The 25,892-nt window shown below is 69.7% G+C and carries 25 protein-coding genes; 12 read left to right on the forward strand and 13 right to left on the reverse strand.

The features are described 5' to 3' along the window. Window positions 1-47: 47 nt before the first annotated feature. The 10 genes from AB0J16_RS06710 to AB0J16_RS06755 all read right to left on the reverse strand — a co-directional run bounded on the left by AB0J16_RS06710 (window position 48) and on the right by AB0J16_RS06755 (window position 11,363). Window positions 48-1,010 (reverse strand): ABC transporter permease, encoded by a 963-nt coding sequence (locus AB0J16_RS06710; RefSeq protein ID WP_358535395.1) that lies wholly within the window; start codon window positions 1,008-1,010, stop codon window positions 48-50. After that, a complete protein-coding gene (locus AB0J16_RS06715) occupies window positions 1,010-1,972 on the reverse strand; it encodes an ABC transporter permease (RefSeq protein WP_358535397.1) in 963 nt (320 codons plus the stop codon). The genes AB0J16_RS06710 and AB0J16_RS06715 overlap by 1 nt, the downstream gene beginning before the upstream one ends. Beyond that, a complete protein-coding gene (locus tag AB0J16_RS06720; RefSeq protein ID WP_358535399.1) occupies window positions 1,969-2,985 on the reverse strand; it encodes a dipeptide ABC transporter ATP-binding protein in 1,017 nt (338 codons plus the stop codon). The genes AB0J16_RS06715 and AB0J16_RS06720 overlap by 4 nt, the downstream gene beginning before the upstream one ends. Further along, window positions 2,985-4,007, reverse strand: a complete 1,023-nt coding sequence (locus AB0J16_RS06725) for an ABC transporter ATP-binding protein (RefSeq protein WP_358535401.1) — start codon at window positions 4,005-4,007, stop codon at window positions 2,985-2,987. Before AB0J16_RS06725 ends, AB0J16_RS06720 begins: the two co-directional genes overlap by 1 nt. A gap of 48 nt (window positions 4,008-4,055) precedes the next feature. Beyond that, the gene (locus tag AB0J16_RS06730; protein ID WP_358535403.1) at window positions 4,056-5,882 is read right to left on the reverse strand and encodes an ABC transporter substrate-binding protein; all 1,827 of its coding nucleotides are present in this window, start codon (window positions 5,880-5,882) and stop codon (window positions 4,056-4,058) included. 210 nt (window positions 5,883-6,092) lie between these two features. Further along, window positions 6,093-7,946, reverse strand: a complete 1,854-nt coding sequence (locus tag AB0J16_RS06735) for a prolyl oligopeptidase family serine peptidase (RefSeq protein ID WP_358535405.1) — start codon at window positions 7,944-7,946, stop codon at window positions 6,093-6,095. A 139-nt stretch (window positions 7,947-8,085) separates the two neighbouring features. Continuing rightward, complete coding sequence (locus tag AB0J16_RS06740; RefSeq protein ID WP_358535407.1) at window positions 8,086-8,985, reverse strand: amino acid ABC transporter permease; 900 nt, start codon at window positions 8,983-8,985, stop codon at window positions 8,086-8,088. Beyond that, window positions 8,982-9,653 carry an amino acid ABC transporter permease gene (locus tag AB0J16_RS06745; RefSeq protein WP_225290673.1) on the reverse strand — a complete coding sequence of 224 codons (672 nt, stop codon included), beginning with the start codon at window positions 9,651-9,653 and terminating at the stop codon, window positions 8,982-8,984. The genes AB0J16_RS06740 and AB0J16_RS06745 overlap by 4 nt, the downstream gene beginning before the upstream one ends. Window positions 9,654-9,714: 61 nt before the next feature. Then, window positions 9,715-10,572 (reverse strand): glutamate ABC transporter substrate-binding protein, encoded by an 858-nt coding sequence (locus AB0J16_RS06750; protein WP_358535409.1) that lies wholly within the window; start codon window positions 10,570-10,572, stop codon window positions 9,715-9,717. A gap of 35 nt (window positions 10,573-10,607) precedes the next feature. Beyond that, the gene (locus AB0J16_RS06755; RefSeq protein WP_225290675.1) at window positions 10,608-11,363 is read right to left on the reverse strand and encodes an amino acid ABC transporter ATP-binding protein; all 756 of its coding nucleotides are present in this window, start codon (window positions 11,361-11,363) and stop codon (window positions 10,608-10,610) included. A 134-nt stretch (window positions 11,364-11,497) separates the two neighbouring features. On the opposite strand from AB0J16_RS06755, the gene miaB reads away from it, so the two are divergent. The 4 genes from miaB to AB0J16_RS06775 all read left to right on the forward strand — a co-directional run bounded on the left by miaB (window position 11,498) and on the right by AB0J16_RS06775 (window position 15,419). Continuing rightward, window positions 11,498-12,985 carry a tRNA (N6-isopentenyl adenosine(37)-C2)-methylthiotransferase MiaB gene (gene miaB, locus AB0J16_RS06760; protein WP_358535411.1) on the forward strand — a complete coding sequence of 496 codons (1,488 nt, stop codon included), beginning with the start codon at window positions 11,498-11,500 and terminating at the stop codon, window positions 12,983-12,985. Window positions 12,986-13,685: 700 nt separating this feature from the next. Next, window positions 13,686-13,856, forward strand: a complete 171-nt coding sequence (locus tag AB0J16_RS06765) for a hypothetical protein (protein ID WP_358535413.1) — start codon at window positions 13,686-13,688, stop codon at window positions 13,854-13,856. A 117-nt stretch (window positions 13,857-13,973) separates the two neighbouring features. After that, window positions 13,974-14,528, forward strand: a complete 555-nt coding sequence (locus tag AB0J16_RS06770; protein WP_358535415.1) for a hypothetical protein — start codon at window positions 13,974-13,976, stop codon at window positions 14,526-14,528. A 147-nt stretch (window positions 14,529-14,675) separates the two neighbouring features. Then, a complete protein-coding gene (locus AB0J16_RS06775; protein WP_358535417.1) occupies window positions 14,676-15,419 on the forward strand; it encodes an isocitrate lyase/phosphoenolpyruvate mutase family protein in 744 nt (247 codons plus the stop codon). A 12-nt stretch (window positions 15,420-15,431) separates the two neighbouring features. On the opposite strand, the gene AB0J16_RS06780 is transcribed toward AB0J16_RS06775, so the two are convergent. Next, window positions 15,432-15,824: a VOC family protein gene (locus tag AB0J16_RS06780; protein ID WP_358535419.1), complete on the reverse strand. Its 393-nt coding sequence runs from the start codon at window positions 15,822-15,824 to the stop codon at window positions 15,432-15,434. A 63-nt stretch (window positions 15,825-15,887) separates the two neighbouring features. Between AB0J16_RS06780 and AB0J16_RS06785 the strand changes: the two genes are divergently transcribed. Beyond that, window positions 15,888-16,313: a MarR family winged helix-turn-helix transcriptional regulator gene (locus AB0J16_RS06785; RefSeq protein WP_358535421.1), complete on the forward strand. Its 426-nt coding sequence runs from the start codon at window positions 15,888-15,890 to the stop codon at window positions 16,311-16,313. 43 nt (window positions 16,314-16,356) lie between these two features. Next, window positions 16,357-17,229 (forward strand): LLM class flavin-dependent oxidoreductase, encoded by an 873-nt coding sequence (locus AB0J16_RS06790; protein ID WP_358535423.1) that lies wholly within the window; start codon window positions 16,357-16,359, stop codon window positions 17,227-17,229. A gap of 1 nt (window position 17,230) precedes the next feature. Here the strand turns inward: AB0J16_RS06790 and AB0J16_RS06795 are convergent, their stop codons facing one another. Continuing rightward, complete coding sequence (locus AB0J16_RS06795; RefSeq protein WP_358535425.1) at window positions 17,231-18,133, reverse strand: ribonuclease Z; 903 nt, start codon at window positions 18,131-18,133, stop codon at window positions 17,231-17,233. Between the two features lie 364 nt (window positions 18,134-18,497). Continuing rightward, window positions 18,498-19,760 carry an RNA-guided endonuclease TnpB family protein gene (locus AB0J16_RS06800; RefSeq protein WP_358535427.1) on the reverse strand — a complete coding sequence of 421 codons (1,263 nt, stop codon included), beginning with the start codon at window positions 19,758-19,760 and terminating at the stop codon, window positions 18,498-18,500. 45 nt (window positions 19,761-19,805) lie between these two features. Here AB0J16_RS06800 and tnpA point away from each other — a divergent pair, with 45 nt between their 5' ends. From tnpA to AB0J16_RS06830, 6 genes are all read left to right on the forward strand, one after another. After that, complete coding sequence (gene tnpA / locus AB0J16_RS06805) at window positions 19,806-20,222, forward strand: IS200/IS605 family transposase (protein ID WP_358535429.1); 417 nt, start codon at window positions 19,806-19,808, stop codon at window positions 20,220-20,222. Between the two features lie 246 nt (window positions 20,223-20,468). Further along, window positions 20,469-20,984, forward strand: coding sequence for a methylated-DNA--[protein]-cysteine S-methyltransferase (locus AB0J16_RS06810; protein WP_358535431.1), 516 nt, complete (start codon window positions 20,469-20,471; stop codon window positions 20,982-20,984). A gap of 55 nt (window positions 20,985-21,039) precedes the next feature. Continuing rightward, a complete protein-coding gene (gene miaA, locus AB0J16_RS06815) occupies window positions 21,040-21,945 on the forward strand; it encodes a tRNA (adenosine(37)-N6)-dimethylallyltransferase MiaA (protein ID WP_358535433.1) in 906 nt (301 codons plus the stop codon). Between the two features lie 9 nt (window positions 21,946-21,954). Then, a complete protein-coding gene (gene dapF, locus AB0J16_RS06820) occupies window positions 21,955-22,767 on the forward strand; it encodes a diaminopimelate epimerase (protein ID WP_358535435.1) in 813 nt (270 codons plus the stop codon). A 66-nt stretch (window positions 22,768-22,833) separates the two neighbouring features. Continuing rightward, on the forward strand, window positions 22,834-23,589 hold the full coding sequence (locus AB0J16_RS06825) for a hypothetical protein (RefSeq protein WP_358535437.1): 756 nt from the start codon (window positions 22,834-22,836) through the stop codon (window positions 23,587-23,589). Between the two features lie 19 nt (window positions 23,590-23,608). Further along, window positions 23,609-25,885, forward strand: a complete 2,277-nt coding sequence (locus AB0J16_RS06830; RefSeq protein WP_358535439.1) for a tetratricopeptide repeat protein — start codon at window positions 23,609-23,611, stop codon at window positions 25,883-25,885. The last annotated feature ends 7 nt before the right edge of the window (window positions 25,886-25,892 follow it).

The following is a 25,892-nucleotide window of genomic DNA, read 5'->3' on the forward strand; positions in this document are numbered from 1 at the left end:
ATCGGTAGGAGGTCGGGGCGGGGAGCGGTTGGTAGGAGGGCGGCGGGTCAGGTCAGGCGGATGCGGGGGTCCAGGAGGCCGTAGGTGATGTCCACCAGGAGGTTGGCCACGACGACGGCCGTGGTGGCGAGGACGACGACGCCCATGATGACCGGGAGGTCGCCGCTGACGAACGCCTGTACCACCGCCTGCCCGATGCCGCCGAGGCCGAAGACCGATTCCGTCACCACCACCCCGCCGATCAGCGTGCCCACGTCGACGCCGAGTTGTGTCACCACCGGCGTCAGGGCGGCGCGTAAGCCGTGCCGGTAGATGACCTGGCCCTCGGGGACGCCCTTGGCGCGGGCCGTGCGGATGTAGTCCTCGCCGAGGATGTCCAGCATCGACCCGCGCGTCAGCCGTACGTAGGAGGCGGCCTGGACCATGGCGAGCGTGATCCAGGGCAGGATCAGGTGGCGGGCCCATTCGCCGGGGCTGTCGGTGAGCGGCACGTACGAGTCCGGCGGCAGCAGCGGCGCCCCGGCCATGGAGAGCTGGAAGAACAGGAAGTACAACAGCAGCAGGCCGACCACGAAGGTGGGCATGGACACGGCGGCCAGAGCCAGGAACGTCACGACGCGGTCCAGCAGGGAGCGCGCCCGGGTGGCGCTGATGACTCCGGCACCCACGCCGATGACGACCCAGAGGATCGCGCCGCCGATCACGAGCGAGGCAGTGGGCGGGAAGTCCTGGGAGAGGAGCTTGCCGATGGATTCGCCGGAGAAGTACGACTGGCCGAGGTCGCCGTGGATGAGGCGGTTCAGGTAGTCGAGGTATTGGACGAGGATCGGGCGGTCCAGGCCGAGGTTGTGGCGGATGAGCTCCACCTGCTCGGGGGTGGCCTGGCGACCGGCCAGCGTTCTGGCGGGGTCGCTGGGGGCGACGAAGAACAGCAGGAACGTGCCCAGCGTGACCAGCCACAGCACGAGCACGCCGAGCAGCGCCCGCCGGATCAGGAATCTGCGGAGCATCAGGCCCCCTTACGACGAGAGCGAGGACGACGGCGGCTGAACAGGCGTTCCATACGCGGGTCGATGGCGTCCCTGATGCCGTCGCCGACCAGGTTGAAGGCGAGCGTGGTGAGCAGCAGGGTGGCCGCGGGGAAGCCCAGGTACCAGTAGGCGACCCGGTAGAAGCCCTGCGCCTCGCTGAGCAGGTTGCCCCAGGAGGGGGTGGGCGGCACGATGCCGAGTCCGAGGAACGACAGCGTCGACTCGAAGACGATGGCCGCCGGCACGAGCAGCGTGGTCAGGACGATGACCGGGGCGAGCAGGTTCGGCAGGATGTCGACGAACATGATCCGGAGATCGCCGCAGCCGATGGACCGGGCGGCCTCGACGTACTCGCGCTCTTTAAGCGAGAGTGTCTGGCCGCGGACGACCCGCGCGATGGCCGCCCACGAGTAGAAGGCGATCACCCCGATCGTCGCGGTCAGCGACGGACCGGCGATCGAGACGACCGCGATGGCGAAGATCAGGTACGGGAACGACAGCACCACGTCCATGAGCCGGGACAGCACGGTGTCGATGACGCCGCCGTAGTAGCCGGCCAGCAGGCCGACGACGACGCCCACCAGCGCCGCCAGCCCGGTGGCGACCACGCCGACCAGCAGCGAGACCCGCGCCCCGTACAGAACCCTGATGAACAGGTCGCGGCCGAGCCGGTCGGTGCCGAACCAGAACGTGCCGTTCGGCGCGATCGGCAGCCCCTGCGCGGTGATGCCGGTGTCGCGGAACTGCTCGTCCGGGTCGTGGCCGTTCCAGGCGGCGATGAGCGGGGCCGCCAGCGCCAGCAGGCAGAGCAGGACCACGATCAGGCCGGAGACCAGCGCGACCTTGTCGGTCCTGATCCTGGCCCAGGCGAGCTGCCACGGGCTGCGGCCGGCGATCGTCCGGTCGCTGACCGCGTCCGGTCTGATCTCGGTGAGCGTCATGCGGGCCTCCCCCCGGAACCGGAACCGGAAGCGGTCAAGTCCTCGCCTGCCTCGACGGGGAAGTGGCAGGCCACCAGGTGGTCCCGGAGCGCCAGCGGCGGTTCCTCCGCGGAGCAGCGCTCCCGCGCCTTCGGGCACCGGGGATGGAAGCGGCAGCCGGATGGCGGGTCGATCGGCGAGGGGACGTCGCCTGTGAGGATGATGCGCCGCCGCCGTTCGGCCTCGTCCGGGTCGGCCACCGCCGTGGCGGAAAGGAGGGCGTTGGTGTAGGGATGCCGGGGATGTTCGTGCAGTTCGTCGGCCCCCGCGAGTTCGACGATCCTGCCCAGGTACATGACCGCGATCCGGTCGCTGATGTGCCGCACCACCGACAGGTCGTGCGCGATGAACAGGTACGTCAGCCCGAACTCGTCCTGCAGGTCCTTCAGCAGGTTGAGGATCTGCGCCTGGATGGAGACGTCCAGCGCGGACACCGGCTCGTCGCAGATGATCAGCCGGGGACGCAGCGCGAGCGCCCTGGCCACCCCGATCCGCTGCCGCTGCCCGCCGGAGAACTCCGCGGGAAACCGGTTGTAGTGCTCGGGGTTGAGCCCCACCCGTTCCATCAGCTCCTGCACGGTACGGCGCAGCTCGGCGCCGCGGCTCACCCGGTGGACCACGAGCGGGTCGGCGATGATCGAGCCGACGCGCCGGCGCGGGTTCAGCGAGCCGTAGGGGTCCTGGAAGATGACCTGGATGTCGCGCCGGTAGGCCCGCATCCTGGCCCTGGGCAGGTTCGTGATGTCGTCGCCGTCGAAGCGGACCCGGCCCGAGGTGATGGGATGCAGGCCCGCGACGCAGCGGGCGAGCGTCGACTTGCCGCAGCCGGTCTCGCCGACCAGCCCGAGCGTCTCGCCCGGCGACAGGTCGAAGCTCACCCCGTCGACCGCCCGCACCTGCCCGATCGTGTGCTTGACCAGCAGGCCGGTGGTGATGGGGAAGTGCTTGACGACGTTCTCGACTTCGAGGAGCATCAGGCCTCCTTCGCGTGCCGTCGCAGCTCGTCGGCCTCCGGGCCGAGCCCGACCGCCTCGTGGGGCAGCCAGCAGGCCGAGGCGTGCCCGCCGCCGCCCGTGACCCTGGCCGGCGGCGGCCGCTCGGCCGCGCAGACCGGCATGGCGTACGGGCAGCGCGGGTGGAAGGCGCAGCCCGAGGGGAGGTCGATCAGCGACGGCGGGGAGCCGGGGATGGGCCGCAGCCGGTCGCCCCGGGTCCCGGTGCTGCCCGGGATCGACTCCAGCAGGCCCTTGGTGTAGGGGTGGTGCGGGCGGTAGTAGAGGGTACGCCGGTCGGCCCGCTCGGCCACCAGGCCCGCGTACATGACCAGCACCTCGTCGGCGATGCCCGCCACGACGCCGAGATCATGGGTGATGAGGATGAGTGCGATGTCGAACTCGGCTTGGACCCGGCCGATGAGCTCGAGGATCTGCGCCTGGACGGTCGCGTCGAGCGCGGTGGTCGGCTCGTCCGCGACGATGAGCTTCGGGTTCAGCGCCAGCGACATGGCGATCATCGCCCGCTGCCGCATGCCGCCGGAGAACTGGTGCGGATAGTCGTCCACCCGCCGGTCCGGCCGGGGGATGCCGACCAGGCCGAGCAGCTCGATCGCGCGTTTGCGGGCCTCGGCGCGGCTGGTGCCGGGCCGGTGGACGTGGAAGAGCTCCTCGATCTGCCGGCCGACCTTGTAGAGCGGGTGCAGGCTGGTCAGCGGGTCCTGGAAGACGACGCTGATCTCCGCCCCGCGGATGCGGCGTAGCTGCTCGCGGTCCAGTTCGAGCAGGTCCACCCCTTCGAACAGGGCGGTGCCGGATATGTCGGCCCCGGGGGAGAGACCGAGGATGGCCTGGGTGCTCACGGTCTTGCCGCTCCCGGATTCGCCGACGATCGCCAGCGTCCGGCCGCGGTCGACGGTGAACGACAGTCCCCGCACTGCCTGGACCAGGCCGTCGGAGGTGGGGAAGGTCACCTTCAGGTCCGTCACCTCTAGCAGGCTCATGTTCCTCCCTCACGGCGCCCCGCGGGAGTGCCGCGGGGCGCCGCACCGTCATGGCGAGTTGGGGTCCAGCCAGAGGTTGGTGATGTCGTAGAGCTGGAACGCCGACAGATAGAGCGCGTTGCGCACCCGCTTGCTCTTGTAGATCGGCGTGTTCTGGTTGTTGAACGGCACGATCACCGCGTCGGCCATCACCGTCTGGTCGACCTGGTGCCAGAGTCCGGCCGCCTTGGTCGCGTCGGGCTCGGCCAGCGCCTGCTTGATGAGGGCGTCCACCTTGGGGTTGCTGTAGCAGCCGTAGTTGCTCGTGCCCGGGGTGCAGTTGGTCTGGAACAGCGGCTGGGAGACGGCGCGGCCGTTGTTGCCGTACCAGTCGGGCACCCAGCCGGGAGCTGAGATGTCCCACTTGCTGTCCTTGGCGATGGTCGGGTTCTGCAGGAACGCGCCGTAGTAGTCGCCCTGCCGTACGGGCAGACCCTTGACGGTGATCCCGCACTTCTGCAGGTCGGCCGAGTAGGACTGGAAGTTGGCCGGGTGGTTGCCCGCGTTGCGGAAGGCGCCGATGAGGGTCATCCCGTTCGGGTAGCCCGCTTCGGCGAGCAGCTGCTTGCACTTGGCCGGGTCGCCCTGGTCGCCGGGCGTCGGGTACGGGTTGTACTCCTGGTAGCCGATGTTGCCCGGTGGGATGGCCGTGTGCAGGGGGGTCGCCACGTCGGCACCGCCGTAGATCTTGGCGATGGCCACCTTGTTGATCGCGTACTCGATGGCCTGGCGGACCTTTACCTTGCCCATGGCGCCGTTCTCGTTCTTGCTCTGCTGGTTGAAGACGAGATACGGGTTCGTCACGGCGCCCGGGAAGATCTTGAAGTCGGGGTCGCCGCTCTTCAGCCGCGGGATCTGGGCGGTCGGCACCGGCAGGTCCCAGGACAGGTCCGCGCTGCCCGCCTCGATCTGCTGCTGCACCGCGTCGGGCTCGGTGACGCCCATCTTGACGTCGACGGCGTTGACGTACTGGTGCCTGATCGGGTCGGCCGCCTGCGTCCAGGCGGGGTTCCGCTCCAGCCTGATCGACTTGGTGGCCACGTACTGGGTGATCTTGTAGGGGCCGTCGGAGATCACGTGCTGGCGGAAGGTGGCGTCGTCCGGGACGTATTGGTCGTACTCCTGGGGCGCGGCCGAGGAGAAGTTCAGGGAGAGGATGTTGAGGAAGTCGCCCGCCGGCTGGACCAGCGTGAACACGATCGTCTTGTCATCCTTGGCCTGCACGCCGGCGATGTCGTGCGAGTTCTGGAAGGCGGCCAGCGCCGCCGCCGTGGGCTTGGCCTTCTCGAACGCCTTGCCGTAGGCCGCGCAGTAGGCGGCCATGCCCTTGATCGTGCTGGTGTAGTAGCCGGGCGCCCCCGCTCCGGCCACCGGGTTGCAGAGCCGCTTGAAGCCGCGGACGAAGTCGCCCGCGGTCACCGCCCGCGGCGGCTGGGTGTCCCATTGGACGCCGTCCCGCAGCTTGATCGTGTACGTGAGGTGGTCGGCGCTGAGGCCGCCGTTGGCGGTCGTCGGCAGCTCGGTGGCGACGTCGGGGACGACGGCGAAGCCCTTGGTGGTGTCGGACTCCTTGGCCACGCCGTTCAGGTTGAACAGCTGGCGCGCGTAACCGCGCATAATGCCGTTGGTGACCGTGTAGTAGGCGCTGGTGGGATCGAGATGGTCGACGTCGCCGCCGCCCACCAGCCTGATCGTGCCGCCCGACAAGGGCTTGCCGGTGTCCTGGGGCGCTGTCGGCGGTGCCGAGCCGTTCGTGCCGGTGTCCGTGGCGCAGGCGGCGGCGAGCAGACTTGCCGCGGCCACCACGGCGATGCTGAGATGGCGCAAGCTGGCCATCTGGCCCTCCCTCGTGCCGAGATGGGGATATGTGGCTGGCCAGTGGGGCGCGCTTCGTGGCCGCGAGGCGCGCCCCACGTGCTGCTCCTTCGAGCAATCCACTTGGGGAGGGCGGTGTCGAGGACGGTTATTCAACCGTTGGCGAGTAGCGACCGCCGAGTGATACCGGTTCTGTCTAAGAACCGTGATTGATGGCGACGAAAGCGAGAATCAGCTGAAAATCTGCTGGTAGAACGCCAGCTCCGCGGCCAGGGCGGTGGCCCGCGTCTCGGTGCGGCGGAAACCGTGCGACTCGCCCTCGAACGCCAGATAGGTGCATGGGACGCCGCGCTCGGCCAGCGCGTCGGCGAAGGCCGCCGACTGCTCGGGCGGCACCACGGGATCGTCGAGCCCCTGGAGCAGCAGCATCGGGCAGGAGACGCCGTCGACCAGCGCCAGCGGCTCGCGCTCGGCGTAGAGCCGCGGGTCCTCCGGGCCGACCAGCCACTCCACGTAACGCGACTCGAAATCATGGGTGTGGGCATGGAGCGGGGCCAGCGCGCTGACGCCGTAGTAGGACACGCCTCCCGCGAACACCTCCGAACGGCAGCAGGCCGCCATCACGGTCCAGCCGCCCGCGCTGCCGCCGCGCACCGCGATGCGCCCGGGATCGGCCAGCCCCTCGGCCACCAGCCATTCGGCGGCCGCGATCGTGTCCTCGACGTCGACGACGCCCCACTGCCCCTTCAGCCGATCGCGGTAGGCCCGGCCGTAGCCGCTGGACCCGCCGTAGTTGACGTCGAGCACGCCGATGCCGCGTGAGGTGAGGTACGCCTTCTCCAGGTCGAGCGCCGTGCCCTCGTGCGCCGTCGGACCGCCGTGCACGAACAGCACGTACGGGGGAGCGTCCGCCGAGTCCTCGGCGGCCGGGTTGGACGGCGGATAGAGGAAGCCGTGCACCCGGTGCCCCATCTCTACCGGCCTTGGCGTGGGCAGACAGGCGAGGTCGGGCAACTCGTCGAGGTCGCGCCTGAGGGTCTCGGCCTGGCCGGTGACGGTGTCGACGCGGATGACCGACTTCGGGAGCGCGGCGCCGTACGCGATGCCGGTCACGTGGGTGCCGTCGGCGGCCAGCGCCGGATCCCACCCGTCGCCCGGCGGATCGAGGTCGGCGAGCCGGCCCGTCTCCGGATCGAGGATGCCGAGCCGCAGGTCACCGCGCCCGTGCAGCACCGCGAGCCGTCCGTCGCCGAGCACGGCGTAGGGCAGGCCGCCCAGCGTCCACGGCGGCCAGGCGAACTCCTCCTCCAGAGGATGGAGCGGCTGCGGCGAGAGGTCGTGGAGGCCGGTCTGGTAGAGGTTCCACCACCCGGAGCGGTCGGAGATCAGGTAGAGGTGGCCGTCGTCCTTCCAGCTGGGCGCGAGCACGGACTCGGACGGGCCGCCGCCCACGGTCCACGATGTGCCGTCGGACAGGCGGGTGACGCGGAGCTCGGTGCCGGTCCAGGGCATGCGCGGATGGTTCCAGGTGATGTAGGCGAGATGCCGGCCATCGGGGGAGATCGCGGGGGAGGCGTAGAAGTCGCCGCCGGTGACCCATTCACGCGTCTCACCGCCGCCGACCGGGATCGAGACGATGGCCCTGGTCGTCTTTCCGTCGTCGGTGTGCCGTTCGCGTACGCACCAGACCTGGTCGTCGCGGACCAGCAGGTCGGCGTAGCGGTCGCCGTCGGGGGTGAGCGGGACGGGCTCGTCGGCGCGATCGGTGGGCTCGACCGGGTCGATGCGGATGGTGAGCAGGTAGAGGCGTTGGTCGGCGAGGCAGGCGAAGATCACGTGGCCCTCGGGGGTCACCGCGTAGGGCCGCCCGCCGTACTCGTGCACGCGGGTGCGGGCGCTCCACGGCTCGGGCAGCAGCTCGCGGCAGGTGCCGTCGGCGGCCCGGTGCATGATCGTGGTGCGTCCGCCCTCGTCAGGGCGGTCCTCCGTCCACCACACCTGGCCGTCGAGCGCGGTCGGCCAGCCGAGCCGCCGGCCGGACCGGGCGACGTCGGTGGTCGAGATGGGGGAGCGCCAGAAGGGCATAGACGCATCCTGCCGGAAGATCGGCAAGAGTGCGGGGTGATCACCTCACTCCGGTGACCACCCCGCTTCGATCACCGTAGCCCGGTGACCACCCCACTCCCGTCACCTGCAATGCGCGATGACCGCTTGATGACGTGGGCTACTGCGTCATGACGCTGCCGCCCATATCCGGCTGCCCCGGGGGCAGGGGCACCGCGCCCGGCGGCTCGAGCGGCCCGGCCGTGGTCTTGCGGCTGCGGCGGCTGCGCTTCTCCAGCCACGTGGCGAACGCGCTGAGCGCCATGGCCATGATGATGTAGATGACGCCGATGACGACCGCCGACACCAGCTTCGTGCCGGGGTAGACCGACGGCAGGGTCTTGAAGCCCATGTTCAGGAGGTCTACGTAGACGATGAAGTAGCCCAGCGCGGTGTCCTTGAGCAGGACCACGAGCTGGCTGACCACCGCCGGCATCATCACCGTGAGGCCCTGCGGCAGCAGGACCAGCCGCATCACGCCGCCCTTGCGCAGCCCGATCGCGTACGCCGCCTCGGATTGGCCCTTCGGGAGCGAGTTGATGCCCGCCCTGACCACCTCGGCCAACACCGACCCGTTGTAGAGGGTGAGCCCGAGCACGATCGCGAACAGCGCGTAGTCACCGCCGCCGAACACGTCGGGCGACAGGAACCAGATGAAGAAGATCAGCAGGAGCAGCGGGATCGCCCGGAAGAGCTCCACGATCCAGGCGGCGGGAATCCTGATCCACCGGTGGTCGGAGAGCCTGGCGATGCCGAAGACCGCACCGAACAGCAGCGCGAAGACCGCGCCCAGCACGGCGGCCGTGAGCGTGCCCACCAGCCCGGGCAGGATGAAGTCCACCCAGACGGTCTCGGTGGTGAACGGCTCCCAGAGCTTGCCGTCGAACTGGCCCTTCTCGTTGAACTTCAGCACCACCCAGCCGAGGATCGCCAGCAGGGCCAGCGCGGAGATCCCGGTGATCAGGTGGTTGCGCACCCGGCCGCGCGGGCCGGGAGCGTCGAAGAGGACGGACGTGCTCATCGGGCCACCGCCAATCTCCTGGCCAGCCAGCCGGTGTACCAGCCGATCGGCAGGATGAGTACCAGGAACGACAGCACGATGCCGATGAAGATGGGGATCGAGACGCCAGTGGTGTCGAACGTCTCCCTCATCTTGGCGGCGACGTCCACGGTGTAGCCCGCGGCCGCCACCACGGTCGTGTTCTTGATCATGGCGATCAGGACGCTGCCGAGCGGGGCGATGACCGCCCGGAAGGCCTGCGGGAAGATGACGAGCGTGATCGACTGGCTGAAGGTGAGCCCGATCGCGCGGGCCGCCTCGGCCTGTCCCATCGGCACCGTGTTGATGCCGGATCGCAGGGCCTCGCAGACGAACGCCGCGGTGTAGGCCGACATGCCCAGCACGGCCAGCCAGAACGAGTTCGTCAGCGGCACCTCGGTGGAGAAGATCAGCCCGAGGGTGTCGCTGAGCCCGAGGTAGCAGAAGGCCAGCACCAGCGTCAGCGGGGTGTTGCGCACCACGTTGACATAGGCCGTGCCCGCGGCCCGCAGGACCGGGGTGGGGGAGACCCGCATGGCGGCCAGGATCGTGCCGACGATCAGCGAGAACACCGCGATGATCAGCGAGAGCTTAATGTTGTTCAGGAATCCTTCGCCCAGGTCGGGCGCGTACTGAATCAGTTCGTCCATCGTGCTCCACCAGAGAGAATGGCGGCGGCGGCCGGGTCACCGGCCGCCGCGGACTTGAGGATCAGGCGCAACCCTCGGCCGGTGGGGCCTCCTTGGGCAGGTCCAGGCCGGTCTTGCCGAACCACTTCGTGAGCAGCTGGGTGGCCGTGCCGTCCTGCCACATCTTGGCGACGGCCTTGTTGACGGCCTCGCAGGTCGTCTTGTCGCCCTTCTTCAGGCCGATGCCGTACTTCTCGTCCGTGAACGGGTCGTTGAGCAGCTTGTACTTGCCCGGGTCCTGGCTGGAGAAGCCGGCCAGGATCAGGTTGTCGGTGGTGACCGCGTCCAGGTTGCCACCACTGAGCTTCTGCACGCACTCGGAGTAGTTGCTGGCACCGACGAGCTTGGCGGGCAGGTTGAGCTTGCCGTCCGGCGGCGGGTCGGTGATCCGCTTGTAGGAGTTGGAGCCCTGCGCCTGGCAGATCCGCTTGTCCTTGAGGTCCGTCGCCTTGGTGATGTCCGCGGCGTCGGCACGGACCATGGTGTCCTGGTGGACGACGACGTACGGGCCGCCGAAGGTGACCTTCGGCTTGCGCGCGTCGGTGATGGAGTAAGTGGCGAAGATGATGTCCACGGTGCCGTTGGCGAGCAGCGCCTCGCGGTTGGACGAGGGCGACTCCTTCCACGTGATCTTCACATCCTGGCCGCCGGCCAGCTCCTTCACGATGTACTTGGCGACATCGACGTCGAAGCCTTCAGGGTCACCGCCACCCTTTTTCAGACCAAGGCTCGGCTGGTCCCATTTGGTGCCAATGGTGATTTCCTTGGCGCCCTTGATCTTGTCCATGACGTTGGTGTAGCTGCCTCCACCGCCACACGCGGCAAGACCGACCGCCATGGCCGTGACGGCGAACACGGCCCCAGTTCGACGCATCTGCATAGTGGTTACCTCAATCTTCCTGCTGCGGACTGGGATCAATGCGTGAGGATCTTCGAAAGGAAGTCCTTGGCCCGGTCTGTCTGGGCGTTGGTGAAGAACTCGTCGGGGGTGTTCTCTTCGACGATCTGGCCGTCGGCCATGAACACCACTCGGTTCGCGGCTCTTCTCGCGAACCCCATCTCGTGCGTGACGACCATCATCGTCATCCCGTCGCGAGCCAGCCCGATCATGACGTCGAGCACCTCCTGGACCATCTCCGGGTCCAGCGCCGACGTCGGCTCGTCGAACAGGATCATCTTCGGGTCCATGGCAAGCGCCCTGGCGATGGCGACGCGCTGCTGCTGCCCGCCGGAGAGCTGCGCCGGGTATTTGTCCGCCTGCGCGGCGATGCCCACCCGTTCGAGCAGCTCCATGGCGCGCGTCTCCGCGGCGTCGCGGGCCTTCTTGCGCACCTTGATCGGCCCCAGCGTGACGTTCTCGCGAATCGTCTTGTGGGCGAACAGGTTGAACGACTGGAAGACCATGCCCACTTCGGAGCGGAGCTTGGCCAGTGCCTTGCCCTCTTCCGGCAGGGGCTGACCGTCGAAGATGATCTGCCCGCCGTCGATGGTCTCCAGCCGGTTGACGGCCCGGCACAGGGTGGACTTGCCGCCACCCGAAGGGCCGATCACGACCAGGACCTCGCCACGGGAAACGGTCAGGTTGATGTCCTTCAGGACGTGCAGAGCCCCGAAGTGCTTGTTGACGTGCTCCAACTTTACAAGTGGAGTGACGTCCCCGTTCTCCGTCATGTGCAAAACCTAGGGGCCATTAGGACGCTGGTCACTAACCGAGCGGTACCGATCCGATCACATCATGCCATCAAGCTGGTGTTTTAGATCCTACGACCGCCGCAAGCCGGACAAGGACTACCCTTGGACGTGCGATGACTGTGACCCAGGAGAGCCCCCGCACCTATGAAGTGCGCACATACGGGTGCCAGATGAACGTGCACGACTCCGAACGCCTTTCCGGCCTGCTGGAGGACGCCGGCTACGTGGCCGCGGCCGAGGGCGATACCGCCGACGTCGTGGTGTTCAACACGTGCGCCGTACGCGAGAACGCCGACAACCGCCTCTACGGCAACCTCGGCCACCTGCGACCGGCCAAGGTGAGCAACCCCCGGATGCAGATCGCCGTGGGCGGCTGCCTGGCCCAGAAGGACCAGGGCGAGATCGTCCGTAAGGCGCCATGGGTCGACGTGGTGTTCGGCACCCACAACATCGGGGCGCTGCCGGTGCTGCTGGAGCGGGCTCGCATCCAGGGCGAGGCGCAGGTCGAGCTCAAGGAGTCGCTCGAGGTCTTCCCCTCGACGCTGCCCACCAAGCGGGAGTCCGCCTACGCCGCCTGGGTCGCGATCTCGGTCGGGTGCAACAACACCTGCACGTTCTGCATCGTGCCGTCGCTGCGGGGCAAGGAGAAGGACCGGCGTCCCGGCGACGTCCTCGCCGAAGTCCAGACATTGGTGGATCAGGGCGTTCTTGAGGTCACGCTGCTCGGCCAGAACGTCAACACCTACGGCGTCGAGTTCGGCGACCGGCTGGCTTTCGGCAAGCTCCTGCGCGCCTGCGGCGGCATCGACGGGCTGGAGCGGGTCCGCTTCACCTCGCCGCACCCGGCCGCCTTCACCGACGACGTGATCGCCGCCATGGCCGAGACGCCCAACGTCATGCACCAGCTCCACATGCCGCTGCAGTCGGGCTCCTCGCGCCTGCTGAAGGCGATGCGCCGCTCCTACCGGGCCGAGCGCTACCTCGGCATCATCGAGCGGGTCCGCGCGGCCATGCCCGACGCGGCCATCTCCACCGACATCATCGTCGGCTTCCCCGGCGAGACGGAGGAGGACTTCCAGGCCACCCTCGACGTCGTACGCGAGAGCCGCTTCGCCAACGCCTTCACCTTCCAGTACTCCATCCGGCCCGGCACGCCCGCGGCGACCATGGACGACCAGATCCCCAAGGCGGTCGTCCAGGAGCGTTACGAGCGCCTGGTCGCCCTTCAGGAGGAGATCTCCTGGGCGGAGAACCGCAAGCAGGTGGGACGGACGCTGGAGGTCCTGGTCGCCGAGGGCGAGGGCCGCAAGGACGACGCCACGCGGCGGCTGTCCGGCCGCGCCGCCGACAACCGCCTGGTGCACTTCGCGGTCGGCGACCACACGCCGCGGCCGGGTGACATGGTCACGGTCGAGGTCACGTACGCGGCTCCGCACCACCTGGTGGCCGACGGGCCGGTTTCCGTCCGCTGTACCCGGGCGGGCGACGCCTGGGAGGCGCGGCAGGGCGCCCCGGCTCCGGCCAAGGGCGTATCGCTCGGCATGCCCACCATCGGCCGGCCGCCGGCCGTGCCCGCGGCCGGGGCGTGCTCGGCTTCCTAGCGCTGCGTCCCTGGGCGGGTCCTCATCCCCCCGAAGGCCCCCAACCACGACGGACCGTCACAGAGATCGAGACGGTCGTGTGACGGTCCGGTCCGTTGCGGCGAGGGGTTTCTGTGAGGCCCTTCGGGGAGGGTCATCGGCCGAGGAGTCGGTAGCAGTAGTCGCGGCGGAAGTCGAGGAAGGTCGCGCACGGGTCGGTTCCCAGGGGTACGGAAGGCGCCGGTCTTTGCGTGGACGCGCTTGTCCGGGAGGCCTGCGCGGTGGCCAGGGTCGGCTGCGCGGTGGTCACGGTCGCCGGTGCGGCCGGTTCGGGGTCCTTGCTCTTCGGCGGGGTCGGTACGGACTTGGGCGCCCGCGTCCTGCCCGCCGGGCCGCTCGGTGTGGCGCTGTCCCTTCGCGCGGGCGGTGGCAGCGCTTCGCCTACTCCCGGGCTCGGTGAGGGTACGGGCCGCGGGCGGGCCGCGATCTCCCCGGGCGTCAGGGTCTCCTTGGGCGCGAGGTCCTTCTCAGGCGTTAGACCCTTCTCAGGCGTCAGGCCCTCCTCGGGTGGCAGGCCCCTCTCGGGTATCAGGTGCTTCTCCGGAGTCGGGCCGTTCTCCGGGGGTGGGCCGCCGTCCGCCGCCAGGCTGTCGGCCGGGGTCGCGTACGAGGGCCATGACGTCGGGAGCGGTGGACGACTCGCCGGCGTAATGCTTGATCCATGGGAAAGCCCGTTTTCCTGATCATTTTCCGGCGCCTTTTCCCGCTCGGGACTTTGCGATCCCATGAACGCCAGAAAAATACCGAGCGCGGCGATGACGATCACCCCGGCCACACCTGCCGCGGCTGCCAGGCGGTCACGACGACCTGGCCGAATGGCATGAAGTGGTGACAAGTCGTGATTCCTTTGTGATTGGTGCGCGAGCATTCCACTCCTGCGGCTAGTGTGGTCCATCACCCGCGGAAGCCGGCGAGCTTTCCCGATACGACCGCAGGGAGTCGCAGCACCATGCAAGATCCGATGGAGCCGGATCGCCAGGAGATCCTCACCGGGCCGGGCGATATGCCGAGACCTGCCAGAAAAGCCAGGTCCACCAACAACAAGAAGACCGTCGTCATCGCCGCGTCGGCCCTCGTCGCCGTGCTCGCGGCGGGCGGCATCGGCTTCGCGCTGGCGGGCGGTCCCACCCAGCCGACAACGCCGGCCGGTCAGGCGGGCCAGTCGAGCCAGGCCGCCACCACCGACGAACTGCAGCAGGACGAAGAGGCGTCCATGGGCGACGCCAAGACGGACGCCCCCGACGCCGGCACCCCGTCCGACGTGGCCGACGAGCCCTTGACCGACACCGACACGGGCAACGCCGACACGGCTGACACGGGTAAGGCGGACACGGGCCTCGACAAGGGGTCGGCGGGCACCGACTCGCGCACCACGCCTCCGACCCAGAACGGCAAGAAGCCCACGTCGGCGCCGACCAGACCGGCGCAGGAGTCCGCGGGTGAGAGCCCGGCGGACGGCCCGGCGGGCCAGGTCATCGGACAGTGCTCGAAGAGCGGCTGCTGACCGGCCAAATGGCTCAGCGGTTCCCCTGGCCAGGTGGCTCAGCGGTCCGCGAGACAGGTGGCTCAGCGGACCGCGAGGCAAGTGGCTTGGCGGTTCCCCGGGCCATTGGCCCTTTGGTGGGAGCCGCTTCCTTTCTAGGCTGCCCGCATGACCACTGACAAGGCGGCTCTGCTGCGCGCTCTGCACGTGCCCGGCAACCCGCTGGTGCTGCCCAACGTCTGGGACGCCGCGTCCGCGCGAGCCGTACAGGAGGCCGGCTTCCCGGTGATCGCCACGGGAAGCGCGGCCGTCTCCAAGGTGCTGGGCTACGAGGACGGCGAGGGTACCCCCGTCGACGAGATGATGGCCGCCGTGGCCCGTATCACGCGCGTGGTGGACGTGCCCGTGACGGCGGACGTCGAGCGCGGCTACGGCCTGAAGCCGGCCGAACTGGCCGAACGCCTGCTCGCGGCCGGTGCGGTGGGCTGCAACCTGGAGGACTCCGACCCCCGCACCGACGTGCTCGTCGATGTGGAGGCACAGGCCGAGTTCCTGGCCGGTGTGCGGGCCGCGGCCGGGCCGGCGCTGGTGATCAACGCCAGGGTCGACACCTATCTGCACGGCGACGGGACGCGGGCGGCGGCGGTGGCGCGGGCGCGGCGCTATCTGGAGGCCGGCGCCGACTGCGTCTACCCGATCGTGCTCGGCGACGCGGAGGAGATCCGGGCCGTGGTGAGCGAGGTCGGCGGCCCGGTGAACGTGCTGTTCCGGCCGGGCGTCCCGGATCTGGCCGGGCTGGCCGAGCTCGGGGTGGCCAGGGTCAGCTACGGGGGCGGTCTGCACCGGGCGACGTACGACTACGGTCGCGGGCTGATCCAGGCGATCGACGAGGGCCGCAGCCCGTACGAGTGACCGCGTACCCGCTCAGTAGGACTGGAACTCCACCAGATTGCCTTCCGGATCACGGACGTGGGCGGCTCGCACGCCCCAGCCGGGCCGGTCCGCGGGCTCCGTGACGGACCGGCCGCCGTGGGCCAGGCAGACGGCGTACGCCCGGTCGACGTCGGCCACCCGGCTGACGAGCATGACGCGATCCTGGGCGGCGGCGTTCACCGGCAGGGCGTCGGCGGCCTCGGGCATGAGGCCACGGTCGAGCATCGACAGCACCCCCTCGGAACCCACGTCCCAGTGCGCGTAGGGACCGTCCGGGCCGCCCTTCACGAGGCTCGCCCCGAGCACCTCCGGCAGGACCGCGTCATAGAAGGCGAAGCACTCCGCGAACGCCGAAACCAGCAGCCGAGGATGCAGCACGTCCATCCGGAAATCTCCTGAAATAGTGGGTGGAGACCTATTATTGGGGTCGACCCTACAATATTCAGGATGGAAGCGCTGCCGCCGAGCCTGCTCGGACTCACCACGTACCTGCTGTCGAAGACCGGGAAGGCGGCCAGAGGCCGGCTGGCCGCGCGGCTGGCGGCAGATGGGCTGCGCATGTGGCACATGGCCGTGCTGGCGGCGTTGGCGGATTTCGGGCCGCACGCCCAGCGCGACCTGTCGGCCAGGCTCGGCATCGACCCCAGCGACGTGGTCAAGGTCCTGGACGAGCTCTCGGCGCCCGGCTTCGTCGACCGCGCTCGCGACCCCGGCGACCGCCGCAGGGTCACCGCCACCATCACCGCCCGGGGACGGCGCGAACTCACCCGCCTGACGCGGGAGGCGCGAGCCATCCAGGACGAGCTCCTCGCCCCCCTCGACGCCGCCGAACGCGACCAGCTGCACGACCTGCTCACCCGGATCCTGGTCTAGCGGCTGTTGTCCGTTCCGGGTGCGGGCGGGTAGGAAAGATCTCATGACTGCTCTCGGTGCCGTGTTCCGGCCTCAGCTACCGCCCGAACGGATGCGCGGCGTGGCCCGTGCCGCGGAGGAGGCGGGGCTGGATGAGCTGTGGCTCTGGGAGGACTGCTTCTCCCAGAGCGGCATCGCCAGCGCGGCCGCGGCCCTGGCCTGGACCGAGCGGCTGCGCGTCGGCGTCGGACTGCTCCCGGTGCCCCTGCGGAACGTCGCCCTGACCGCTATGGAGGTGGCCACGCTCCACCGGCTGTTCCCGGGGCGGGTCGTGCTGGGCGTCGGCCACGGTGTACAGGAGTGGATGGCGCAGGCCGGCGCGCGGGTGGACTCGCCCGTGACCCTGCTGCGCGAGCACCTCGCGGCCCTGCGGGCGCTGCTGCGCGGTGAGCGGGTCACCGTGGAGGGCCGTTACGTGCGGCTCGACGACGTCGCCCTCGACTGGCCGCCGGAGACGGCGGCCCCGGTGCTCGCCGGGGCGATCGGGCCGCGCTCGCTGCGCCTGTCCGGCGAGGCCGCCGACGGCACCATCCTGGTCGCCGGAACTCCGCCCGACGAGGTACGGCGGGCTCGTGGGCTCATCGACGAGGGGCGGGCGGCGGCCGGGCGTACCGACCGCCACGAGGTGATCTTGCACTTGCACGCGGCGACTGGGCCGGACGCGGCCGGACGGCTCAAGGCCGAACTCGAGCGCTGGGGCGATGCCGGTAAACCGGACTTCGGGGTCGCCGGGGACGCGGGCACGGTGGCCGAGGCCGTACAACGGCTGGCGGACGCCGGAGGCGACACCGTGGTGCTTCAGCCGACGGCCGATGAGCCCGACCTCGAGGGTTTCGTCCGGTTCGTGGCCGAAGAGGTGCGCCCGCTGGTCCCGTGACCTACGGGTGCCGTCGTCGGGGGACGGGGATCTTCATCAGGTCGCGGGCCAGGATGACCTCGCCGTCATAGCTACGCCGTACGTCGTTGAGGAAGGCGGGCTCGTCGGCGAAGCCGTAACGTTCGGAGAAGTGGGTCAGCACCAGGCGGCGCACACCGGCGTCGGCGGCGACGAGACCGGCCTCGAACGCGGTGAGATGGCCGTACTCCTTGGCCAGGGCGCTCTCGGCGGACAGGAACGTCGACTCGATCACCAGCAGGTCGGTACCGGAGGCGAGCTCGAAGACGGCGTCGCACAGGCGGGTGTCCATGATGAAGGCGGCGCTCTGGCCCGGCCTGGGGACGCTGCACTGGTCGAGCGTGATGCCGCGTACGGACCCGGTGCGCTGGAGCTCGCTGATTTCCGGCCCGCGAATACCGAAAGATGCCAGCTTGTCGGGCAGCATGCGGCGGCTGGTCGCCTCCTGGAGGCGGTAGCCGTAGGACTCGACGGGGTGGGACAGGCGGCGGGCGGTCAGCGGGCCGATGATGGCCTGCTCGCCGCTGACCGGCTGCTCCTCGATGACCGTGGTGTCGGCGAAGACGGCGGCATGCCGGAGCCGCTGCCAGTAACCGGCGCCGGAGGCGGGGTAGACCGCTCGCACGGGATGCCGGACCTTGTCACGCGCGATGCGCTGCACCACGCCGGGCACGCCCAGGCAGTGATCGCCGTGGAAGTGGGTCAGGCACAGCCAGTGGACGTCGTTGGCGCTGACGCCCGCGTGCACCATCTGCCGCTGCGTTCCCTCGCCCGGGTCGAACAGGAACCCCTGGCCGTCCCAGCGCAGCAGGTAACCGTTGTGGTTGCGGTGGCGCGTGGGCACCGCGCTGGAGGTTCCCAGGATGACGAGTTCACGGGAGGACACGAGCGCGATGGTAGACCGTCAGCGCCGGGTGAGGCGTCTGCGGGTCCAGCGGACCGCGCGGCGTCCGGCGCTTCCGACTCGAACAGGTCGCAGACCGTGAACGTCTCGCCCGGACGCAGGTGGCCGCCGATCAGGACCGCGCTCTTACCGAGGTACGCCCCGAGCTCCAGAAGGTCGCCCGGCCCGTCGGCCGACAGAAACCAGCCGAAAAGGTGCTGGTCGGCGGGCCAGAACCAGCCGGGGATCCGGTCGAGTGCGGTGGCGCTCGGTGCTGACATGCTGTGACGTTGACATCCTCCCCGGCCTGAAGGCCGGGGATTCCCCTACATCGCCGTAGGGTTCTTACTGCTTCCGTCTACGCCGCTCACGCGGCGTAGGTTTCGGGCGGTGCCGGGATCGGAGTTGCCTCACCCGGTCTTACCCGCTCTCCACAGTCGTTTTGGATGTCCGCCAGCCCGGCGGCCACCTGCCTTCGGTGCTGCTCCCGTCGGAGGCGGTGGCCTTCGGCGAGGATGTTGAGTGCAGCGGCGATGTCCCGGTCGTGGTGTTCGCCGCAGGACTGGCAGTCCCACTCGCGGACGTCCAGGGCGAGTTTGCCGACCTTCCAGCCGCAGCAGGGGCAGGTCTGAGAGGAGGGGAACCACCGATCGATGCGGATAAGGGTCCGCCCGTATCGGTGGGCTTTGCCATCCAGCAGGATCAGGAACGCACCCCAGGAGGCGTCGTTGACAGACTTGGCCAGCATCCCGCGCGCCAGGCCCCGCACGGCCAGATCCTCGATGTACACCGCTTGGTTCTCACGGATGATCGAGGTTGTGGCCTGGTGCAGGAAGTCCTTGCGCGCGTCGCCCACCTTCGCGTGCTGGCGGGCTACCTTGACCCGAGCCTTGTCCCGGTTCGCCGATCCCTTCTTCTTGCGCGACAGCTCCCGCTGGAGCTTGGCGAGCTTCTTCTCCCGCCGTCGCAACCACTTCGGGTTCGCGATCTTGTCCCCGTTCGACAGGATCGCGTAGCAGGTCAGCCCGAGGTCGATCCCGCTCTCGGGGTCCGCGTCGAGTCCGGGCAGGATCTGAGAATCGTCGGGCACCTCGACGACGAACGAGGCGAAGTAGCGCCCGCCCGCATCCTTGATGACCGTGACCGACGACGGGGCGACCGGGAGCGGGCGGGACCAGCGGACCTCAACCTCGCCGATCTTCGCGAGGTACAACATCCCGCTGTCACGCAGGCGGAAGGCGTTGGCGTTGGCGTTGAACCGTGCCGTCTGCCGACGGTCGCGCGCGGTCTTGAACCGGGGCAGTCCCATCTTCGGGCCGCGCCGCTTGCCCGAGACCGAGTCGAAGAAGTTCTTGTACGCCGCGTCCAGGTCGCGCAGCGACTGCTGCAACGGGACCGGGGAGACCTCGCCGAGCCACTCTCGTTCCGGGGTCCTCTTCGCGGCGGTGACGCAGATCTTCTGGATGTCTGTGCCGCCGATCCACGGCAGGCCCGTCTTGCGGGCCTGCTTGCGCAGCGCCAGGGCGTCGTTCCATACCACCCGCACGCACCCGAAGGTCCGGGCCAGCAGCTCCCGCGCCGGGGCGTCCGGGTACAGCCGGTAGTTGTAGCGCAACCTCGCCGGAACCACCCCCTCACTCCGAACACCTGATTCGAACACACTATCATCAGGTCTATGGCCACAGAAGATGAATACAGAAGAGGCCGACACGTAGTTTCCGCACTGCACGTCCATCTGGTCTTCGTTACGAAATACCGCAGGAACGTGTTCGACAACGCCATGCTGCGCCGCTGCGAGGACATCATGATCGAAGTCTGCGACAGCTTCGAGGCCGAGCTGCGGGAGTTCAACGGCGAACACGACCACGTCCACCTCCTGGTGAACTACCCACCCAAGGTCGCGATCTCCAAGCTCGTCAACTCGTTGAAAGGCGTCTCCTCGCACTACCTGCGCAAGGAGTTCACCGGCCTTGTCAACCGCGCTCCCATGGGTGGAGTGTTCTGGTCCCCGTCCTACTTCGCCGCCTCCTGCGGCGGCGCACCACTCACGATCATCAAGGCGTACATCGAACAACAACGCCGACCCACCTGACGCCCGGAGCGGACCCGACGGGTTCCGGGTCCGCGCTACGCGCTCCGGCCTGCCCCGCCTCCGGCCTGCCCCGCCTCCGGCGGGCCATCCCCCAAAGGGGACCGCATTCATCCCCGGCCTCAAGGCCGAGGCTTTCTGCGGACCTTCAGTAACAACACGGATTCCCGGCCCTGAAGAGCCTTTGCCACATGGCCATCCCGGAGTCGCCTAGTGTTTATGCCGGGAGCAATTCCCCCAGGGGAGGACATGATGGGTACGGTCGCGTTCGCCGAAGTGCCGACGCCGGTAGGGCCGTTCGTGCTGGCGGTGACCGAGGTCGGCCTGGCCGCCACGGGATGGGGCTCTCGGACGCATCCGGGGGAGCGGCTCGCGGATCTGACCGAGGTGGACGACCCCGAGCGCACGGCCTTCGCCGTCGCCGAGCTGAACGCCTACTTCGCCGGTGACCTGCGTACGTTCGAGACCCCGATCGACTGGCGCCTGACCTCCGGGTCGCGGCGCCAGGTGCTCAAAACCCTGCACGGCATTCCGTACGGCACCGCCGTCACCTACGGCGAGCTGGCCGAGCGGAGCGGTTCGCGAGTGCCGGCCCGCGGCATCGGCTCGATCATGGGCTCGAACCCGATCCCGATCGTCGTGCCCTGCCACCGCGTCGTCGCGGGCAACGGGCTGGGCGGCTTCAGCGGCGGCGAGGGCGTGGAGACCAAGCGCTGGCTGCTGACCCACGAGGGATACCTGCAGCCGACACTTCTCGATCTCTAGACGCTCGATCTCTAGTCGGTCCGTCCATACCTGCACAGTTGACACACTTGTCGGTGTGCGTCAGCAACCAGTCATCGCCGTCGTGGGCCCCACGGCCGCCGGGAAGTCCGATCTCGCCGTGGATCTCGCGCTCCGTCTCGGGGGCGAGTGCATCAACGCCGACTCGATGCAGCTCTATCGAGGGATGGACATAGGCACGGCGAAGCTTTCCCCGGCCGAACAGCGGGGGGTGCCGCACCACCTGCTCGACATCTGGGACGTCACCGAGACCGCCAGCGTGGCCGAATACCAGAAGCTGGCCAGGCCGCTCATCGAGTCGCTGGCCGCGCCCGTGCTGGTCGGCGGCAGCGGGCTCTACGTGCGCGCGGCCATCGACGATCTGGACTTCCCCGGCACCGACCCGGAGATCAGGGCCCGGCTGGAGGCTGAGCTGGCCGAACGCGGCCCGGCCCCGCTGTACGAGCGGCTGCGCGAGGCCGATCCGGCCGCCGCGTCGGCGATCCTGCCGAGCAACGGCCGCCGCATCGTGCGCGCGCTGGAGGTGATCGAGCATTCGGGCCGCCCGTTCTCGGCCACCATGCCGTCCTTCGAGGCGCTCTACCCGAGCGTGCAGATCGGGCTGGAGGTGCCCAGGCCGGAGCTCGACGAGCGGATCGAGATCCGGGTCGGGCGCATGTGGGCGGCGGGCCTGGTCGACGAGGTGCGGGCACTGCTCGGGCAGGGCCTGGCCGAGGGGCGTACGGCGAGCCGCGCGCTGGGCTACGCCCAGGTGGCGCGCTTCCTCGACGGCGAGTGGAGCGAGGAGCAGGCGTTCGCCGAGACCGTCCGGGCGACCAGGCGCTTCGCCCGCCGCCAGGAGTCGTGGTTCCGCCGCGACCCGCGGGTCCACTGGCTGCCCTACGACGCCCCTGACCTGCTGGATCGCTCCCTGGCGCGGATCGCCGGCCAAGGCTCCGCATAAAATGGTCAAATGCGCTTCCTTAAGGGTCACGGCACCGAGAACGATTTCGTCATCCTCCCTGACCCCGAGGGCGAGCTCGACTTGTCCGCCGTGCTGGTCGCCAAGATCTGCGAACGGCGCTCCGGGATCGGCGCCGACGGCGTCCTGCGCGTGGTCCGTACCAAGCTGAGCCCCGAGGTGGCCGACCAGGCCGCCACGGCCGAGTGGTTCATGGACTACCGCAACGCCGACGGCAGCATGGCCGAGATGTGCGGCAACGGCGCCCGCGTCTTCGCCCGCTACCTCGTCGAGACGGGGCTGGTCGGGGAGAGTGACTTCAGCATCGCGACCAGGGGCGGCGTCAGGAAGATCCGCATCGAGGACAACGGCGACGTCACCGTCGACATGGGCAAGCCCGTCGTGCGCGGCCACAGCGTCACCACCGTCGCCGGTCACGAGTACGAAGGCGTCCACGTCGACGTCGGCAACCCGCACCTGGCCTGCCCCATCGGCGACCCCGTCGTCCAGCTCGACCTGACCCACCAGCCCGGCTTCGACCCGGGGGTCTTCCCCAGCGGCGTCAACATCGAGCTGTTCAACGCGGTCGGCCCCAGCCGCGCGGTCATGCGCGTCTACGAGCGCGGCTCGGGCGAGACCCGATCCTGCGGCACCGGCACGGTCGCCACCGCCGTCGCGGCGGCGGGCCTGAGCGGGGAGACCACCGGCAAGTGGACGATCGAGGTGCCCGGCGGCACCGTCGTCGTCACGCTCACCGAGGAGACCAGCTACCTGACCGGCCCCGCCGTCATCGTCGCGGGCGGGAACCTGATGCTTGCAGAATGATGTTCTCCTGAGGGATGCTGAGTCCACTTGCCGAACTGAGCTTTTGCGAGCGGAGGGAAGGTGGACATGGCGGACCCCAGAACCACGGCGGCGCGCGTCAAGGGCCCCATCGGCCAATACGGTGGCGGCTTCATGGTCTCCAGAGAGGCCAAGGCCCGCTGCGAGGAGTACGGCCTCGGCCCGCGTGAGTTCTACTTCCGCGGGCGCTGCGGGGTCCTCGGCGAGTGCGCCGCCGACGTCGTCACCTCCGTCGCGGTCTTCTTCCCCGCCGCCCACGTCGAGGAGAGCTGGTACGGCGGGCGCAAGCTGAGCGTCGAGCGGGCCGTCGAGATCTACACCGACGTCTGCCACGAGTGGGGGCGGCGCAGGCTCGGCGGCTACGACGGCTGCGCCAGGCTCGCCGAGCTGCTCGAACCGGTCGTCGCCCAGGCCCCGGCCGCCGGGGCGCCGTTGTTCGCCGGGTGGCGGGCCGTACCCCTGCCTGACGACGCGCCCGCGCGGGCCACGCAGCTCATGCACGTCGTACGGGAGCTGCGAGGGGGGCTGCACGCCAACGCGGTGATCGCGGCGGGCCTCGACCCGCTGGAGGCGATGCTGGCGGCCGACCACGACGGCACCCCTTTCGGACACGCCACCGGTGAGGTGATGGCGAAGTTCTTCACGTGGCCGGAGCCGTACCAGAAGCCGGGTCCCGCTGTCGTCGCGAAAAGGGCCGCGGTCGAAGAGGTGACCGATGATCTGCTGGCATCTGTATTTTCGGTACTCAACAATGATGAATCGGACGAGCTCATCGAGCTTCTGCGTTTTGGGCACGGTGATTGACCTGGCAGACTGACTGCTCATGGACGTGGACATCTGGGCCTGGGTCGGTGAAACCCAGCAGCAGCTTTCTGAGGCGGGCAACGTGGGGCTCGCCATGGCGCTGGGAGACCTGCCCGCACAGGCCTACGAGGGGCGATACCCCCAGCTAGACGTGATGGCTCCGGCCATCGCCCAGCAGGCGGAGGCCCTGGAGCTCCCGTGGCTCGAGTTCTACGCCCGCTACTGGCACCTGCTCGGCCGCGTGGGCGACCGTGCGCAGGGTGCCGTCGCGATCGGTGACGCCGAGCACCTGCTGTCGTTCGCTCAGCGCGAAGAGGTGCGTGACTGCCCGGCCACCCCGGCCGCGGTAGAGGCGCTCGCCCTGGCGTGGGCCAACGCCGACGGCCCTGGCTATGCCACCGAGCGCCTGGAGACGCTCGACGCGGTCATCCAGGACCTGGAGCCGGCCAACCCCGCCTACACCGGGCTGGTGACGCAGTACGTCGCCGCGCTCATCGACGCGGGCCGGGCCGGCGAAGCCGTGACCTACGCCGAGACCGCCGTCGAGCGGCTGCGCGCCGCCGACCGCGAGGCCAGCTGGGAGCTCGGCGCCGAGAGCGCCCGCGCGCTGCTGGCCGCCGGACGCGGCGAGGACGCGCTGGCCGCGCTCCAGGCCGCGGCCGACTTCCAGGCCGACGACCCGGTGTCCAAGGAACGCAACGACGGCGTACGCCGCGCGCTGATCCTGGCCACGCTGGGCCGCATCGCCGAGGCCGTCGACGCGCTGCCCGACCTCGACGTGGTCGGCGAGCACCCGCGCTCGTGGGTCGAGTGGACACACGCCGTCGCCAAGCTGGCCGGCTCCTCGCAGATCACCAACACCTGGCAGCTCGGGCGCGTGCTGCGCCAGTGGATCGACTACTACGGCATGATGGGCGGCTACCGCGCCCGCTTCGAGCTCTCGCTGGTCGCCGGCGAGCTGGCCATCGCCAGGCAGGGCGTCTGGCAGGCGCGGCTGCTGGCCGACCTGGCCCAGTCGGCCGCCGCCGAGCTGCGCGACAGCACGGGCGTGGCCGAGCGGATCGCCGCCCTGCGCGCCGCCGCCGACGCGACGACCGAGCCGCCCGCGCCCTGCCCGGTCGAGGAGCGGGTCGCCTACTTCGACGCCGCCGACGGCCACAACGCCGACCCCGAGCGGTGGACCGGCTGGCTGGCCCCGCGCTCCGGCGAGGACCTGGAGACCACCCGCCGCCACACCACCACGCTCGGCTTCCTCGGCTACCCGGCGACGGGCGCCGACATCTACTGGAAGCTGCTGGTCGACTCCGGCGACATCGCCACCGCCGACCCCGACGACGTCTCCACGCTGACCACGCTGCTCATCGAGGCCCGCCAGGACGAGCGGCTGGAGCAGATGGCGGCGCTGCTGCCGCACGACACCCAATACCTCGCGATGGCCCGTCTCCACAGCGCCCGCGAGCGCTGGCCGGAGGCGCTGGAGGCGGCCGAGCACGCCGTGGCCGCCGGGGGCGGCGTCGAGGCGCGCCGCCTGGTCGCCACCGCGGCCCAGCAGCTCGACGACAACGCCAAGGGCGCCAAGGCGCTGCTCGAAGTGATCGACGAGATCACCGAAGAGGACACCTGGCGCATGATCGTCATGGCCACCTCGAGCGAGGACTGGGACATCGTCCGCAAGGGCACGGCCAAGATCGGCATGCCGATCAAGTCGACCGAGGGGCCGATCGAGGAGGAGATGGGCCTGATCCGGGTCATCCTCCCCGCGCCCGACGGCGGCCAGCGCCAGATCCTGTCCATCCGCACCGGCCCGGCCACCGCCCGGCTTGCCCTGCCACAGCCGCGCGGCATGGACTACAACGCTGGTGACCTGGTCGTGTTCGACCCGCAACTGCTGGAGCCGGTCCCCGACGACCCCGAAGAGCAGCAGAACTTCGTGCCGCCCTTCGCCGCGGTCCGCGTCCTCCGCCCCGGCGGCTACACCAGCTACTTCTTCGACGGCGCCGCGCCGAACGAGGAGGACTGGGCGGAGTTCACCGAGGTCATGGCCGAGCGCGGCTGGCCGATGTGGGTCTACAGCGACGAGAACTACATGGTCACCCACCCGACCGGCGGCGAGCCGCTGCCTGGTGTGTTCGGCTGGGTCGCGGTGCCGCCGGACGTGTCGGCGACCGAGGTCGACGCCCTGCTCGACGACGCCACCGAGCGCTGGTCGCACCCGCTGGCCTGGCTCGACCTGGCCAAGGAGGTCGACGTGGAGGTCGAGCGCCACGAGCGGATCGTCAAGGAATACGGCCTCTAGGATTCTG

The sequence above is a fragment of the Nonomuraea sp. NPDC049750 genome (genome assembly GCF_040659625.1).
Lineage (GTDB): Bacteria > Actinomycetota > Actinomycetes > Streptosporangiales > Streptosporangiaceae > Nonomuraea.